Raw genomic sequence first — 15,364 nt, forward strand, 5'->3', positions numbered from 1 at the left:
CCATGCAGACCTCGCCGCAGCGCGACGTCATTATCGGCATCGATGCCGGCACGTCTCTGATCAAGACCGTGGCGTTCACGCGCGACGGGCGACAGCTCGGCGATTTTTCTCTGCCCAATACATATACGACTTCGTCCGGTGGCCACGTCGAGCAAGACATGGCGCGGACCTGGAGCGACACGGTCGCCGCATTGCACGGGCTGGTGTCGGCCGTGCCGGATATTTCCCAGCGCCTCGCTGCCGTCGCGGTCACAGGGCAGGGCGATGGCACCTGGCTGATCGACGATGACGGCCGCCCGGCTTCGCCGGCGCTGCTGTGGTTGGATTCCCGCGCCGCCAGCCTTGTCGACGGGATCCGCTCAAGCGAGCGCAACGCCGCACTCTACCGGCGCACCGGGTCCGGACTCAACGCCTGCCAGCAGGGGCCCCAGCTCGCCTGGTTGCAGGCGCATGCGCCCGAGACTTTGTCGCGGGCAAAGACAGCCTTTCACTGCAAGGATTGGCTCTACTTCCTGCTCACCGGCCAGCGTGCGACCGATCCGTCGGAATCCACCTTTACCTGCGGCGATTTCCGCAAGCGCCGCTTTGACGCGGAGACCGCGCGGCTGATCGGCATCTCCGATTGCGCGGCCCTGTTTCCTGAGGTCGTCGACGGGGTCGCGACGACGCATCCGCTGAGCGCCGCCGCTGCAATGGAGACCGGACTGCCGCAGGGTGTGCCGGTCTCGCTCGGCTACGTCGACGTGGTCTGCAATGCGCTCGGCGCGGGCCTCTACGATCCTTCACCCGATGTCGGCTGCACCATCATCGGGTCCACTGGCATGCACATGCGGCTCGCGACCAGCGCCGACGCGGTCACGCTGAATACGGAGGCGACCGGCTACACCATGCCGTTCCCGGTCGCCGGTCACTACACCCAGATGCAGTCCAACATGGCCGCGACGCTCAACATCGACTGGCTACTCGATCTCGCGCGCGATCTCCTTGCCGCCGAAGGCATCGTGCGTTCGCGGGCCGACCTGATCCGCCGCCTCGACGAAAAGGTGCTGGAGGCAAAAGCCGGCGAGCTGTTGTTTCATCCCTTCATCTCCGATGCCGGCGAGCGCGGGCCCTTCGTTGCGCATGAGGCTTGCGCGCAACTCATCGGTCTGCGGTCGCGCCACGGCTATTGGGACCTGATGCGCGCCGTGATGGAAGGGCTCGCCTTCGCCGCGCGCGATTGCTATGCCGCGATGGGCGCGTTGCCGAGCGAGGTGCGGATCACCGGCGGCGCAGCGCGCAGCCGCGCGCTCGGGGCCATCCTTGGGGCTGCGCTCGAGTGCAATGTGCGCGTCTGTAGCCGCGGCGAAGCCGGGGCTGGAGGGGCTGCGATGATCGCGGCCGTCGCAACCGGACTTTATCCGGATATGACGGCCTGCGCGGAGGACTGGGTGAGACCGTATTTGAACGAACCACAAACGCCGGATCCGGCGTTGGCCGCGCGCTACGCAAAGATGTTCCCGGCCTATTTGGAGGCGAGGCTCGCGGCGCGGCCGGTCTGGAAGCAGCTTGCGGCACTGCGTGCGGGAGCTCGTCATGGCTAGCTCCATCGCCATCGTTGGTGACCGCTTCATGCTGCCGTCGGTGTTCGCCGAGAAGATCACAGCTGCCTGCGGTAACGGCGTCGACCTCCGCCTTCTGGAGCAGCCCTGGCCGGACCGGCCGATGGAGCACGGCTATGCCGGCTCGAAGCTCGATGGGCTGAAGGAGTTCATGGGCGATCCGGACGAGGTCGCCGACTTCATCGGTGACGCAGCGCTGCTCGTGACGCACCTCGCGCCGATCTCGCGATCGATGCTGGAGCGCTTGCCGAACCTGAAATTCATTGCGGTCTCGCGTGGCGGTCCCGTCAATATCGATATGCAGGCCACGCGCGATCACGGCGTGATCGTCGTCAACACTCCCGGCCGCAACGCGAGCGCGGTGGCCGAGTTTACCATCGGCGCCATCCTCGCCGAGACGCGCCTGATACGCAGCGGGCACGAATCTCTGCGCGGCGGTGAATGGCGCGGCGATCTCTATCGTGCCGATCGCACCGGCCGCGAGCTCTGCGAGATGACGGTGGGCATCGTCGGCTATGGCGCGATCGGCACCCGCGTGGTCAAGCTGCTCAAGGCGTTCGGCTGCAAGATCCTGGTCGCCGACCCATACGTCCAGCTCAGCGCGCAGGACCGCAATGACGGCGTCGAGCATGTCGGCCTAGCGGATCTGCTGGCGCGTGCTGACGTCATCAGCCTGCACGCGCGGGTCACCGGTGAGACTACAGGCTTCATCGATCGCGCGGCGCTCGAGCGGGTCAAGCCCGGCGCGTTGCTGATCAACACCGCGCGCGGTCCGTTGGTCGACTACAAGGCGCTCTTTGAGGTGTTGTCCTCGGGACGCCTTGGGGGCGCCATGCTCGACACGTTTGCCGTCGAACCGGTGCCGCTGGATTGGCCGCTACTGCAACTGCCGAACGTCACGCTGACGCCGCACATCGCCGGCGCCTCCTTGCGCACCGTCACCATTGCTGCCGATCAGGCAGCGGAAGAGGTTCGCCGCTATCTTGCCGGCGAGCCGCCGCTCAACCCTTGCTGAAGACGAAAGGTGTTTTGACATGACCCGCGAGGAGCGACAGTTACGCGAAGCGATCATCGCCAAATGCCGGTGGATGAACGCCTCGGGTCTGAACCAGGGAACGTCAGGCAACATCTCCGCCCGTTACAAGGACCGGATGCTGATCACACCGTCGGCGACGCCCTATGACGCGATGAAGCCGGAGATGATTGCTTCAATGCCGCTCGAGGGCGAACACGGCTCCTGGGAAGGACCGCTGCACCCGTCTACCGAATGGCGCTTTCATCTCGATATCATGCGCGGGCGGCCGGATATCGGTGGTGTTGTCCACACGCACTCGACCTACGCGACTGTGCTTGCGATCGCCCGCAAATCGATTCCCGCCTGCCATTACATGATGGCTGCGTTCGGCGGCAACGACATCCGATGCGCCGGCTATGCGCGCTACGGTACTGCGGAGCTATCCGAACTCGCCCTGCAAGCGCTCGAAGGGCGCCATGGCTGCCTGCTCGCCAATCACGGCATGATCGCGGTCGGCGCCAATCTCGACAAGGCGATGTGGTTGGCGGTCGAGCTCGAGACGATCGCACGGCAATACTATCTCTCGCTCGCGCTCGGCGCGCCGCATATTCTCAGCGAGGCGGAGATTGCGGACACGGCAAAGGGATTCTCGACTTACGGATTGCAGCAGCCCAAGGCCAAGTCGAATCCCAAGCCGGCAAAGGCGCGCACTGCGAAGGCGGCGGCACGGCAACGGGTCGAGAAGAAGCACAGTGGAAGGCGATGACGGGCGCTGCGCCTGACGCGGGCAGGGATCACGGGCTTGTCGACATCGCCATCATCGGCGGTGGCATCAATGGCGCCGGTATTGCCCGCGATGCGGCGGGACGCGGCCTGAAGGTCCTCTTGTGCGAGAAGGACGATTTCGCCGAAGGCACCTCGTCGCGCTCCGGCAAGCTCGTGCATGGCGGACTGCGCTATCTTGAATATTACGAGTTTCGCCTGGTCCGCGAGGCCCTGATCGAGCGCGAGGTACTGCTTGCGTCGGCGCCGCACATCATCTGGCCGATGCGCTTCGTGCTGCCGCACTCGCCAGAGCAGCGGCCGGCCTGGCTGGTCCGCACGGGTCTATTGCTCTACGATCATCTCGGCGCGCGCAAGCGCCTGCCGCCGAGTCGCGGGCTCGACCTCGCGCATGCGCCGGAGGGCGCGCCACTGCGTGCCGAATTCCGCCGCGGCTTTGAATATTCGGATTGCTGGGTCGACGATGCCCGGCTCGTGATCCTCAATTTGATCGATGCCGCAAGCAACGGCGCCAAAATCCTGCCCCGCACCCGCGCGGTGAGCGCGCGCCGGGAAGGCGACGTCTGGCGCCTTGACATGCAGAGCGGGGACGACGGCACGCAGGTTGTCCGTGCGCGCGCTCTTGTCAATGCGGCAGGCCCCTGGGTGCAGGACGTCGTGCAGGGCGTCGCCGCGCTGAACTCTTCGCACAATGTCCGGCTGGTCAAGGGAAGTCATGTGGTGGTGCCGAAATTCTGGAGCGGGCCGCAGGCCTATCTGCTCCAGAACGAAGATCGCCGCGTCATCTTCGTCAACCCTTACCAGGACGATCTCGCGCTGATCGGCACCACGGATATTTCCTATGGCGGCCGCGCCGAAGATGTCGCGATCGACGAGGGCGAGATCGACTATCTGCTGGGCGTCTTGAGCCGCTACTTCAGGGCCCCGCCGCACCGGAGCGCGGTCGTCCATGCCTTCTCCGGGGTTCGGCCGCTGTACGACGACAATGCCGAGAACCCCTCGGCGGTGACACGGGACTACGTTTTCGAGGTTCACGGCACGCCGAAGGTGCCCCCACTGCTGTCGATCTTCGGCGGCAAGATCACGACTTATCGCCGGCTCGCGGAGCAGGCGCTCGGCCGCCTGGAAGCCTGGTTTCCGAAGGTATCGCCAGCATGGACGGCCGGCACGCCGCTGCCGGGCGGCGACATCAATGGCCCCTTCGATCATTTCGTCACGGAACTTGCGCGCGCCTATCCCGACCTTCCGCGCAAGCTAATCCACCACTATGCGCGCCTGTATGGTACGCGGGCGCGCGAACTGCTTGGCTCGGCCCGCGTTTCGGCCGATCTCGGTTGGCATTTCGGTGGAGACTTTTACGAACGTGAGGCTGCGTTTCTACGCGAGACCGAGTGGGCCAAGGAACCTCAGGACTTTCTGGATCGGCGCACCAAACATGGCCTGCATCTGACGGTGGCGCAACGGGACGCATTTGCCAGCTTCATCTAACTCGGCGGCGCCATGCCACCTCAACCGTACGGTTGCTGTAGGCGATCTGTGCATGCAAGGGGCAATGGAAGTCTTCGCTAGCTCGAGATCGGAAGCTGTCCGTCCGGCTGGAGCTGCTCAGATGTCGGAGTAGCTCAAGTCGGAGTGACTGCCCGCCTTGCGCGCAAAGCTGACCACCATTGATCAGCCTCGATCTTGTTGGTTGGCGCTATCAAATTGGCCCATGATGGATTGGAGCGAGTGTATAGGTTTTTCAACCGGTTAGAAGGCGGCGTGTGCGCGACGTGTGCACCGGGAGATCAAGATAAATCCTGCGCAGGCCAACGTGAGCAGGCGTTTTGAAGCAGGCAGATTGGTCGCGGAAAGCGCAGCTTCTTTGCACTCGCGCAGCTACTTGCAAGCTATTTTATCAATGACGCGACGGGTGGGACCGACCAGCTCTTAATCAGCGGGTCTCAGGTTCGGGCCCTTGTGCGCCGGCAATCCTCGAGTTGGCCACCTCGCACGGTCGCGCCGCGGCCGAACTTGGTGGTGTCGGTAACGAGCACGGTCATCCGTGAATTCGCGCCGATGGACTGGCGCGCCTGGACTTCGCCGACGTGAAAGTCCAGGAGTGAGCCATCCTGATCGACGCCGACGATGCCATAGTCGGCCTGCAAGCCCGCGAAAATGTTTACGGCCGCCTCGCCGACGATGTCCCGGTCGAGCGGGCGGAGCGTGCCGCCGGCGATCGATATCGCCGCACCAGGATTCTGCGCGAACGCGGCGGCATTCTTGTCGGTCCCGAGACGGACGTGGCGCTGGCGGCTGCGGACAGTCTGGCCGAGCTTCGCGACCCGGCGGCCAGTGCGTACGTGAAAACCCGGCAGTGAGGATTCAACCAAGCGAGATTGCCTGCGCCACCATGAGGCCAGCACCCAGGACGCAGATTAGTCCGGTAAAGAGTTCAAAGATCGACGGCCCAGGGCGGCCTACCGCTAACAGCGCAAGGATGGCCGCAATGCCGAACCGAATGCCCTGTGGCGTGAGGTTATTCCACCCAATAATATCCCAGCCGATAACCGAAAGAAGACTCATTTCCTGCCTCCTGTATTTGAAACCTTTCGTCGCCCGAATTTCCGCGCACGCGAGGCGGGTGACGGGGGTCGAAGTCGCGTCTGGCGGAGACGACCGAGGCGGAAGGCGTCGAAATGAAAACTTGCAGCCGCCCGTGTAGGGGCTTCGCCAGCAAGGCTCGTTGATGATGCTCGGTGGTGAATAGTTGGCATGGCTCTGGCGACACGCCGCCGACGGTTGATGCAAACTGAAACAAAAGAGGCCGCCGACCAAGGCGGCCTAACTGCCCTCGTCACCCGCTGAAGGATGGCGATCACGATGATGGCGATACTTTCACCCTTATGGTGGCCCCTTCGTCGCCATAAGTGGCCATTCCCTGACGTGCCGATTGGAGAATGCTTGAGCCCGACTTGACCGCAACCTTACGCCGGTGAACGATACGGATATGCGCACCCCGAATGGTCCGCCAGCTATGGGAAATTCTAATCCGAGTCATTTAACCTCCAGGTTCAATGAATGGTAACGGTTGTCTCAGCAAACTTGCTTTGCAACACACGCCCGAGATAGCCGATCCCAACGTCAACGACCGTGATGCGCGTCACTGGAACTTCGACCACATGTTCAGATTGTGTCCCGCCGTCGTAGGTTCGGTGTCATCATAGCGCGTATCCCTATCCGCTGTCGTAGCGCGTACCCCCGACGGTTCTTGATACCGGCCAGATGCGCCGTTCCGCACAAATTCTCGGGCGGCCAGCGTCAACGCATCGCGGTCGCGCGCGCATTGATGTTGCGGCCGAAGCTGCTGGTTGTCGACGAGCCGGTCTCCGCGCTCGACATGTCGGGCAGGCACGGATTCTCAACCTTCTGGTCGATCTACAGCGCGAGCTGAGGCTCGCCTACCTCTTCATCTCGCGCGATCTCGGGATGGTGCGTCGATCCTGGACACAGGCTGCTAGGCACCAACCTGCAGTGACAACGGCAAGTAGGCGCGGTCTTGCTGCAATGGTGATTGCATGAAGCACTAGACCGGTAAGGCATCGGATGCGATCGGCGCTCTCGGTCCCGCACTCTCTCAGCTCGTCCATGCTGCACACGGCGACGCGTACAGGCTTCATCTTCGAAGTGATGCTTGAAGCTTGGATGAGTACATCGCAGGCGCTCCAACGGTGATCGAAGCATGCCCCATCGAGTTGTGCTCTCCAATATGTGATGAGGATCACGGCGCTAACGCGTGACCTGCAAGATTGTCGTGTCGATCAGTTGCTTGCTGTTCTTCGAGGAGCACACCATGAACATCGTGATTAAAAGACTTAATGGCCTGTGGCACCTTGTCGTCGGGGCGTGCCAGCTCCGAACTCCCTTCCTGGAGACTCAGGACCGGGAGCTGGTCGTTACGTACGCCCGGCGAGCTTACCCTGGTGCCAAAATCTTCGAACGCGACTGATCTTAACAGCGACGCGTCGGTCGACTGCTCCCGGCTGTGGGGGCGCAAATTTCAATCAAGAAATGTCATGGACATATCACGCTGTGTCCTGACAAGATCAAGGACCGAGGCTCTCGCGCAATCGCCGGAGCTGGGACCGGAGCCGCTCGCAGCCCAATTCCCTCTCGAACTTGGTGATCGCCTCAAGCGTTGGTTCAGCGCGCAGGGTCTGCACCCGCGCCATGTCGCGGGTGCAGGTATCTTCGGAACGGACAGACTCGTTCTGTGCCTGCTGCTTCGGAGCCGCTTGCGGCGCCGCATTTCCGCCGGAAGGTAGAGCGGCATTGCTGCCAACACTCTCAAATAGACGCTGTACTTGCGAACGCAGCCGCTTGCAGGCGACCTCGCGTTGGAAGTTGGTGATCTCGTCCGGCGCTGGGTTGGCGCGCAGACGCGCCAGCCTCGCTTCCTCGCGGATACAGGGATCCGTGATTTCGGGGGCCGGCTCCGCCGGAAGCGGCGGCTTGGGGAGTTCCGCCTTCACCGCCGGCGGCACGCTTGGCGGCGTCGGATTGACTACGGCCGGCTTCGGCAGGGCCGGCGCCGAAACTGGCGGAGGGGGCGGTACCGGCGCGACATTGGTTGCACCGAGCTGCGGCACTAAGGAGATGGTCGCGCCGCCGAGTGAGCCATAGATGAAAGGCTCCTGCCGTCCACCGGTCATGGCGATGACCTCATCGCGCACGCGGCCAAGCGCGATCCGAATGTCGATACCGGGCTCGGCAAGGTGTCGGAGCAGAGCGGCTGCATAAGGACTATTCACGCCGTCGCCGTCATAGGAAATCGAGCCGGCCTTCGCCGCGAAAGCCACCAGCGTATCGGCACTGATTTCATCAAGCTTCGCAAGCCCGCCTCTGGTCGGCGAGCGGCTCGCGGACCGCAGCTTGGCCGCAAACGGGTTGTCGCGGCAGGCGTCGAGCAGTATCAACCGCAGGCGGCGTACCGGTTGCAGCGCCCAGATGATGCGATCGAGCGCGATAGCCTCATCGTCGATGTCGTAGTCGTGGCTCAGCTTGGCATCCATCGGTATCAGATAATTCATGCCGCCGATCTCGATGCCGTGACCGGCGTAATAGACCACCGCCACATCGGCGTTCTCTGCAGTAATGAGGAACTCGCGCACAGCGCGCTTGAGGTCGACGACGCCGAGATCGTTGCGCGAAATGACGACGTCGAAACCGATAGATTTGAACAGCGCGGCGATTGCTTTGGAGTCGTTGGCAGTATTGGTCAGCTTCGGTGCGTTCGTATAGGAGGAGATTCCGACCACCAGCGCGACCCGTCGTTCTGCTGCAGCCGCATCGGCGAACAACGCGCTGACGATGAGGCAGAGGACGTAGATTATATGCCGGCGCGGTTTCATCGCTGCATCAATATCCGTAACTCCGCCAGGTGCGTTGGCGGTACTTGCGTTTTCTCGGCGGCTGGCCGCTCTCCGTCACTGTTACGTTGATGACTTCGGAGAACACAGCTGGATCGTGCGGCACGTGGGCAAAATCGGCGAACAGCAGGCGCAGCTTGTGCTGGCCGAGCGGGAGTGTGATTTTCGCCTCGGTCTGGCCCGCGCCGAAGTGCAGGTGGTTGAAGTCGTTCGGGATCGGTTGGTTGAGCGGAGGCAACTCGGCATCGACAAGCAAATGATGATGGCCGGTGTTGGGTTTGTCGTAGCCCGCCGGCGCCACGCCCATGTTCAACAAACCAAAGCGGATAACCGGGGTCTGAGAAATATAGGAACCGTTCTTCGGATAGATGAAATAGACCTTGGCATCCTTCGGCGCGGGACGACGTCCGCTCGCCGCAGGAGCGGCTTGAGCTACCGCGGGGCCAGTTTGGTCAGCGACCTTGACCCTGATCCGCTCCGAGATCACCGGCGGCGAATGCGGAACGTGATTCTTGTCAGCGAACACCAGCTGCAACGTGTGCTCGCCGGGCGTCAGCGAAACCTCTGCCTCGGTCTGCCCCGCGCCGAAATGGAGGTGCTGGAAATCGTTCGGAATTTCAGCGTTCAGTGCTGGGGGTGGCGAGTCGACGATCAAATGATGGTGACCGCTGTTGGCGCGGTCCGAACCTGCCGGCGCAACGCCCATGCCATGGAGACCGAAATGTAAAGTGGTCTTGGTTGGCAGTGTGTCGCCATCCTTCAAGCCGATGAAATAGACGGCCGCCCCGGGCGGCGAAGGCGTCGGTCCGCCCGTCTGGGCTTGGGCCTGTGCGGCGTGGCAGTGCATCAAACCGCCGACAAATGGAACTAGAATGGATATCAGCAATCGTTGCATCATCGCAATCTTCCCAATGCACAGAGCACAACTTGGACCGAGGGCCCGGGGGAATCTGATTAATTGCAAGCATCGATAATATGCCCGTCCAAACGGACGGGATGAAACGATTAAAACGATATTCCTTTGCCGCCCAATGTAAACCAAAATCCCGCGGCGCGACTGCACCTTGCCGGTCGCGGTCGAATGAAGCATGCTATGCGGCATTGAATGTGACGTGTGCATACTCCCGATCGTTCGAGCCGACCGGAGATCACAATATGAATTTCGCCGTTCTGACTGTGATTTGTCTCACAGCGCTTTTTGCAAGTGCTGCGGCAAGCGCGCAGCGAGGGCTGAGCAGCGGCCCGTCTGTCGACCAGCCGTCCGCGCCATCCGACACCAGAATGGCTCAACAACAGGGCGCCAGTCTGGATCCGGGAGAACTGTTTCGCGACTGCGATAACTGCGCTGAGCTCGTGGTTGTGCCGCCGGGAGACTTCGTGATGGGATCCAATGACACGCCCTATGAGAAACCCGAGCACCTGATCAGCATTCGCAAGCCCTTCGCCATCGGGCGCCGCGAGGTGACGTTCGCGGAGTGGGATCCGTGCGCCGATGCCGGCGCGTGCAAAGTGCGGCCCGAGGATCACGGGTGGGGGCGCGGCGACCGCCCAGTGATCAATATCAGCTGGGAAGACGCCAAGCTGTACGTCGCCTGGCTGTCGCAGAAGACCGGGCAGAAATACCGTCTCCCCAGCGAAGCGGAATGGGAATATGCCGCGCGCGCGGGAACCAGAACGCCGTTCTGGTGGGGCAGAGAGGCAGGCGCGGGTCATGCGCAGTGCGACGGCTGTGGCAGTCCGATCAAGCAGCAGGTCGTGCCAACGGGCTCGTTCCGGCCAAATGGCTTCGGGCTCTACGATACTTCTGGCAATGCTGCGGAATGGGTCGAGGATTGCTGGAACGATTCCTATCGGAATGCGCCAAAGGACGCGTCGCCTTGGACGTCGGGCGACTGCCGTCTGCGAGTGCTGCGCGGGGGCAACTTCCTCAGCAAGGCCAACGACGTCAGATCTTCGGCGAGGTTTCGCTACGACGTAGACGTGCGTTACTACGCCAACGGCTTTCGCGTCGTGCGGGAGTTGCCGTAATCATGCCGCGGGCGGAAACAATGCGCGCGATCGTCGTGGCGACACTTGCGTTGCTTGCTGCAGCCCCTGCCGCTCGGGCGCAATCCTACTCCGCCAGCGGGCAAATCGGCTATCTGCACGAATGGGAAATAACGGGAAATCTCGGGAAAACGGCTAAGCGTCCAGGTGCGGAATATTCGGGGACGATCACGCTGCGCCACGTCGGTCTGTGCAGCGTCAATGGCGTAGAGCAAAAGCAGGCGCGATTGCAGCTGAAAGTGTTCCCCGGGCGGCTGGAAGGTGTATTGATCATGGACGAGGATCAATGCCGGATCGTCGCATCCGGATCATCAGGTTCGGGGCAACTGACCTGCGGCAGCGGACAAGACGTTCCGATCACTCTCCTGATCGGCAAGGCGGTGGAGACCGAAGCGGCTGATCGCGCGCGACTTTAGAGCGCTGCGGTTCCGAAGTGCTGCTTGTTCGCCGCCCGACTGTCCGTGACGACTATGATTCCGGCGCCCGCGCCAACACACGTTGCTGCGGCCGCGACTGGCTTGGCCCCTCCGCGAACGCCGGATGATTGCTGTCGTGAGCGCATTCACCCCCTGACGAAGAAGTATGAACGATGGTAGCTCTGACAGCATGGCATCCTCTCAGTGCGGATTGCCGAGCACGAATGCGAACGGCAGAACGAAAATCTCGTCGCCGGCCTCATCGCTGACATGCAGGGCCCACTGACGCCAATCTTCCAGGTTGGCGGTTGCGACGAGAGATCGCACCCTGCGGGTGGCCTCCTCACACGCTTCGATCAGGTCGGATACGAATGTACCGCGACGATCCATCAGTACTCCCTTGGTGTTCGAGCAATGGAAATAGACCTGAGTCATGTACGCCTCCCTGCAATATTCGGGTCAGCAAGCCCGACCCTGCATGTCGGAGTCATACTAGGCCGCAAAGCGGATTGTCCGTGATCACTCGCACATTGCGCGGTTTGGTGGCCCCGCGGGGCCGTGATCGTGCACGCCACACATCCACGGACAAGGTATGGATCCAACGTCTGCGTTAGGCCAATGGCTGGCGTCAGCCGTGCCTGCTCTGTCAGCAGCCGAAACCTCCGCGGCTGCTGTCGATCGTACCTGCGTCCCGTCGGGTTCGGCTGGTCCGGCGCCGCTGGAAGCGGGCGCATTGCCGGCAGAGATTGCAACAGAGCGCGGCATCATCTTGCAGTGCTTGCAAACGCGATGCAGGGGAGAAGGCTAGGAGGTCTGTCTATCAATGGTGGCGGGACCGAATTGCCCCGCCATTGACCCACAGAGGTCCGTACAAGCATTTCTATATTTATCGGCTAGTCTAGGTCGTTACCCCGCGGCCATAAATAGAACCCACCGCCAACTCTGTGTGATAAAGCGGTGGCTTTAGGGTGGTCATGAATGCCACAAAGCACAGCACTCCGATCGCGAAGATGAGAAGACTAAAAAAGTGGTTCAGGTTCATCTGTGTTCCTCGCCGCCTTTCGTTTGGGGCCGAATCATACAGCCATGAACCGGAGGATGAAGAGATCGACCCGAATCTTCTGTGACGGCGCTCACATCTAGAGAATTGCCTCCTCTGCCTGCCCTGAGTCACGCAACGGTCATTTGCTTGGCTATCTTCGCGATGGCCGTGATGCCATGGCCGCCCGTGATTTTCGTCACAGATGGAAAGGTCACCCTCCAGTATGGTTCGAGCCACATGTTGTTCATTGCAACCCCTGAGGAGGGAGTTATGAGTGAAATGCGTGAGCTGATCGATACGGAACTCGACGCCGTGAGTGGAGGACATCATGGGCATCATCATGGGCATCACGGGCATCACGGGCTCTTCAGCTTCGGCAATATCGGCCATTTCGGCAATATCGTCATAGAGCAGAACATTGCCGTGCAGATTGGTGTGGCTATCGGCAATAACGCCAGCGTCACTCAGCAGCTCGGTCAGCTGAACTTCAGCTCTATCCACTAAATCGCGGATGCCCGAACACTCCTTACCCGCTGCCGAGGGTGTTCGGGTACGAATTCAATCGAGAATTCTCATGGACACGGGCACCGTCGCTCAAGACTCTCGACACGGTGTCGATGCTCAACGAGCGTACCTGTTGCTCATCCTGCCGCGCGCAAGTTCGTGTCCATTCCGATCGCTTGACCGCCCAAGCCAGCGACCACTTCTGCAACCGCTTCGTTCGCTGGCGGTAGGCCAGCGTGCGGAGCCATGTCATGGACGCGCTTGCCGCCGCCAATGATGCCGCTGTCCAGGCGATCGACACCTTTATTGTCGGCATCCATCAGCATCGAGCGTGCATCACCCGGAGCGGGTTCAGTCGATGGGACGCTCCACGGGTGGGGTGGCGCGCAGGATTCTTGCGGTCGTTGATACCAACGGCCTGCCGATCCGGCTCGCGGCAACGCCTTGTCGGGAAAGGTCCTGTCTCGCCTCAGGGCTCAACATTGCTTGTCGACCGCGGCTGCGACGCCGATTGGGATCAAAGAACTCGCAATGTCGTGGAACGCGTCGCCCTGCGGGGAGCCTGCGGCCACCTCACTCGCGTTCGATCCGTTTGTTGCGCTGAATGGGCGTTGCGTCGCGCTCAATTCTTACACGTGGTGCCTGAGACAGCCAGATCCGTTCGAGACATGCGAGAGTCCATGCCACATGAATCAGAACAGAAGCGCCGTGGGAGCAAATGTCGCACACGGCATTTATCCAACGGGCCATATCGTCGCTAAAGCTGATTGCCACGCCGGGCCCCCCGTGATTTCTGTCACAGATAGAAAAACCGTCCTCCAGTATCAACACGCGTAGTGAGGCACTGGCTTGCTTTGAGCTGGATGTTGTTCACCCGCAAACCTGAGGATGGAATCATGAATGAAGTGCGTGAACTGATCGATATGGAACTCGACGCGGTGTCTGGTGGGGGACTCTTCGACGTGAGCAACTTGTCCGGCAATATCGTCGTACAGCCGCAGATTGCTACGCAGGTCGGTGTTGCCGTCGGCGGCTTCAGCGTCTTCGGCAATGGAGGCAACGCAAACCTCACACAGCTGCTCGCTCAGGCGAACGTCAGCTCGATCGGCTAAGTCCAGGATGCCCGCACACTCCCGGCCGCTCCCGGGGGGTGCGGGTACAATTCGCTCACTGTAAGGTGCCCGTTACCAAGGTGTTCCGCCATCGGCTGAACGCCTTCGGGCCACCAAGGCTGATAAATCCCGCAACGTAATCGGACACATCCCGCTGTCAGATCTTATGACCCGCCGATCCGGGAGTGGCGTCAGCCTGCATCCGAGCTCCTCTCTCCATTCCCCACGGTTAGCCTCCAAGAGCCGACCATCCATGAATCATTGAGAAATCGGTTCGGGAATCGCTTTTGTGATCGCCGACCAACAGCCTGCATAAAGTAGCGTTAGGCCATGAATTCATAAAGCCGGTGGCTTGGCGCACCGAAATTGATGGCCGTCTTGCTGTCCTAAAGCGACGCGGTTGCTGCGCGGCAGCGAAATGAAGCGGTGGTCCGTGACCGGCATCATCCGCATGGCATTTGATCGGATCGGCGTGCTGTCGTCGTACAGTCTCCTTCAATAAAAGGTCTTCCCGTTGGTGAAAGGACCAAGGAATCGGTTGTCAGCAGCTTGATTGAACCGTCTATTGGCCGCGGCGCCGGACGAGCAAGACGGCCGGCGATACAGCGGAGAGCGGGCCGAATGCTACGGCCAAAACCCTCCCTGGTAGATCTCAGTGAGTATCGGATCCGCCCAACGCGTTCGCGGAATTGAGTGCTGGCACACCGTGCGGCCGGACTTCCAATCCGTCGCCGCGGGCAGGTTCGTATCAATTCCGATCGCCTGACCGCTGAAGCTAGCGGCGGCGATAGCAATGTACGATGCGACATCAATCGTTCCATCCGATAGGTTCGCAGAAATTGTTGCGTCGGTTTGAGAGGATCACGATCTTCATAGGCCGATGTCCTGCGCCTGCTGTCACAACCAAGCAAGTGCTGCTGCGGTGGCCACGACATCGAGTCGGAGAACTCGCCATCAGGAACGGCGCCTGGCCAGCATCCCTGCGGAAAGCAGTCCATGCGTCTACCGAGCCCGCAATATCGATGAACGCGTCTTCAACAGGATCGAGCAATGTCGTCGGATCGCAACGCGCTTCGACAGCCTTGCGGTCAACTGCCTCGCATACGTTCAGCTCGCGTCAGAGTTCTCGCTCTGCGCTATGAGACCAGGCCCCCGGGTTATGAAGGTGTCTGAGACAGTCAGGTTCGTTCGAGCGATATCGCAGCCAAGGCTGCCACTGTGGAGCGTGCGTGATTCTTCTCACAGATAGAAAGGCAACCATCCGGTAAGAACACGGGCAGTGAGGCGCTGGTTTGCTTTGAGCCAGATGTCGATCACAGCAACAAGAGGGAAGACATGATTGAAGCGTGTGAATTGATCGATATGGAACTCGACGCCGTGTCTGGCGGGTTCTTCGACCTGAGCAATCTGTCCAACAACATCGTCGCGCAGGCGAAC

General features: G+C 61.4%; 16 protein-coding genes and 2 pseudogenes. 11 read left to right on the forward strand and 7 right to left on the reverse strand.

Annotation, left to right across the window (positions count from 1 at the left end):
• The first annotated feature begins 2 nt into the window (after positions 1 to 2).
• From BRAGE_RS0103475 to BRAGE_RS0103490, 4 genes are read left to right on the forward strand one after another with little or no spacing between them, the layout of a single operon-like run.
• Entirely contained in the window at positions 3 to 1,583 is a 1,581-nt protein-coding gene (locus tag BRAGE_RS0103475; protein ID WP_027560431.1) for an FGGY-family carbohydrate kinase, read from the forward strand.
• The gene (locus tag BRAGE_RS0103480) at positions 1,576 to 2,616 is read left to right on the forward strand and encodes a 2-hydroxyacid dehydrogenase (RefSeq protein WP_027560430.1); all 1,041 of its coding nucleotides are present in this window, start codon (positions 1,576 to 1,578) and stop codon (positions 2,614 to 2,616) included. The genes BRAGE_RS0103475 and BRAGE_RS0103480 overlap by 8 nt, the downstream gene beginning before the upstream one ends.
• Positions 2,617 to 2,635: 19 nt before the next feature.
• Positions 2,636 to 3,382, forward strand: a complete 747-nt coding sequence (locus tag BRAGE_RS0103485) for a class II aldolase/adducin family protein (RefSeq protein WP_027560429.1) — start codon at positions 2,636 to 2,638, stop codon at positions 3,380 to 3,382.
• The gene (locus tag BRAGE_RS0103490; RefSeq protein ID WP_027560428.1) at positions 3,379 to 4,887 is read left to right on the forward strand and encodes a glycerol-3-phosphate dehydrogenase; all 1,509 of its coding nucleotides are present in this window, start codon (positions 3,379 to 3,381) and stop codon (positions 4,885 to 4,887) included. Before BRAGE_RS0103485 ends, BRAGE_RS0103490 begins: the two co-directional genes overlap by 4 nt.
• Positions 4,888 to 5,342: 455 nt before the next feature.
• On the opposite strand, the gene BRAGE_RS47650 is transcribed toward BRAGE_RS0103490, so the two are convergent.
• A complete protein-coding gene (locus tag BRAGE_RS47650; RefSeq protein WP_051377667.1) occupies positions 5,343 to 5,771 on the reverse strand; it encodes a hypothetical protein in 429 nt (142 codons plus the stop codon).
• Positions 5,764 to 5,964 carry a hypothetical protein gene (locus BRAGE_RS54175; RefSeq protein WP_027560427.1) on the reverse strand — a complete coding sequence of 67 codons (201 nt, stop codon included), beginning with the start codon at positions 5,962 to 5,964 and terminating at the stop codon, positions 5,764 to 5,766. The genes BRAGE_RS47650 and BRAGE_RS54175 overlap by 8 nt, the downstream gene beginning before the upstream one ends.
• A 709-nt stretch (positions 5,965 to 6,673) precedes the next feature.
• On the opposite strand from BRAGE_RS54175, the pseudogene BRAGE_RS52365 reads away from it, so the two are divergent.
• Positions 6,674 to 6,876: pseudogene (locus BRAGE_RS52365) on the forward strand (ATP-binding cassette domain-containing protein); the annotation flags it as partial.
• 355 nt (positions 6,877 to 7,231) lie between these two features.
• On the forward strand, positions 7,232 to 7,387 hold the full coding sequence (locus tag BRAGE_RS55670) for a hypothetical protein (RefSeq protein ID WP_167336479.1): 156 nt from the start codon (positions 7,232 to 7,234) through the stop codon (positions 7,385 to 7,387).
• A gap of 97 nt (positions 7,388 to 7,484) precedes the next feature.
• On the opposite strand, the gene BRAGE_RS47660 is transcribed toward BRAGE_RS55670, so the two are convergent.
• On the reverse strand, positions 7,485 to 8,789 hold the full coding sequence (locus tag BRAGE_RS47660) for a caspase family protein (RefSeq protein ID WP_035729337.1): 1,305 nt from the start codon (positions 8,787 to 8,789) through the stop codon (positions 7,485 to 7,487).
• Positions 8,790 to 8,796: 7 nt separating this feature from the next.
• Entirely contained in the window at positions 8,797 to 9,705 is a 909-nt protein-coding gene (locus tag BRAGE_RS0103520) for a DUF4399 domain-containing protein (RefSeq protein ID WP_027560426.1), read from the reverse strand.
• Positions 9,706 to 9,962: 257 nt separating this feature from the next.
• Here BRAGE_RS0103520 and BRAGE_RS0103525 point away from each other — a divergent pair, with 257 nt between their 5' ends.
• Entirely contained in the window at positions 9,963 to 10,835 is an 873-nt protein-coding gene (locus BRAGE_RS0103525) for a formylglycine-generating enzyme family protein (RefSeq protein ID WP_027560425.1), read from the forward strand.
• 20 nt (positions 10,836 to 10,855) lie between these two features.
• Positions 10,856 to 11,269 carry a hypothetical protein gene (locus tag BRAGE_RS0103530; protein WP_028146187.1) on the forward strand — a complete coding sequence of 138 codons (414 nt, stop codon included), beginning with the start codon at positions 10,856 to 10,858 and terminating at the stop codon, positions 11,267 to 11,269.
• A 201-nt stretch (positions 11,270 to 11,470) separates the two neighbouring features.
• Here the strand turns inward: BRAGE_RS0103530 and BRAGE_RS0103535 are convergent, their stop codons facing one another.
• The gene (locus tag BRAGE_RS0103535; protein ID WP_027560423.1) at positions 11,471 to 11,704 is read right to left on the reverse strand and encodes a DUF6894 family protein; all 234 of its coding nucleotides are present in this window, start codon (positions 11,702 to 11,704) and stop codon (positions 11,471 to 11,473) included.
• A 754-nt stretch (positions 11,705 to 12,458) separates the two neighbouring features.
• On the opposite strand from BRAGE_RS0103535, the gene BRAGE_RS0103545 reads away from it, so the two are divergent.
• On the forward strand, positions 12,459 to 12,815 hold the full coding sequence (locus BRAGE_RS0103545; RefSeq protein ID WP_027560422.1) for a hypothetical protein: 357 nt from the start codon (positions 12,459 to 12,461) through the stop codon (positions 12,813 to 12,815).
• Positions 12,816 to 12,952: 137 nt separating this feature from the next.
• Here BRAGE_RS0103545 and BRAGE_RS57860 read toward each other — a convergent pair whose 3' ends face one another.
• Positions 12,953 to 13,141, reverse strand: coding sequence for a hypothetical protein (locus BRAGE_RS57860; protein WP_027560421.1), 189 nt, complete (start codon positions 13,139 to 13,141; stop codon positions 12,953 to 12,955).
• Between the two features lie 570 nt (positions 13,142 to 13,711).
• Between BRAGE_RS57860 and BRAGE_RS0103555 the strand changes: the two genes are divergently transcribed.
• Complete coding sequence (locus BRAGE_RS0103555) at positions 13,712 to 13,927, forward strand: hypothetical protein (RefSeq protein WP_028146188.1); 216 nt, start codon at positions 13,712 to 13,714, stop codon at positions 13,925 to 13,927.
• A 938-nt stretch (positions 13,928 to 14,865) separates the two neighbouring features.
• Positions 14,866 to 15,047: pseudogene (locus BRAGE_RS56610) on the forward strand (IS5/IS1182 family transposase); the annotation flags it as partial.
• Positions 15,048 to 15,166: 119 nt separating this feature from the next.
• On the opposite strand, the gene BRAGE_RS55675 reads toward BRAGE_RS56610, so the two are convergent.
• Positions 15,167 to 15,364 (reverse strand): hypothetical protein (locus BRAGE_RS55675; protein ID WP_028146189.1); only part of this gene is annotated, 198 nt, incomplete at its 5' end.

It is taken from the genome of Bradyrhizobium genosp. SA-4 str. CB756 (genome assembly GCF_000473125.1).
Lineage (GTDB): Bacteria > Pseudomonadota > Alphaproteobacteria > Rhizobiales > Xanthobacteraceae > Bradyrhizobium > Bradyrhizobium arachidis.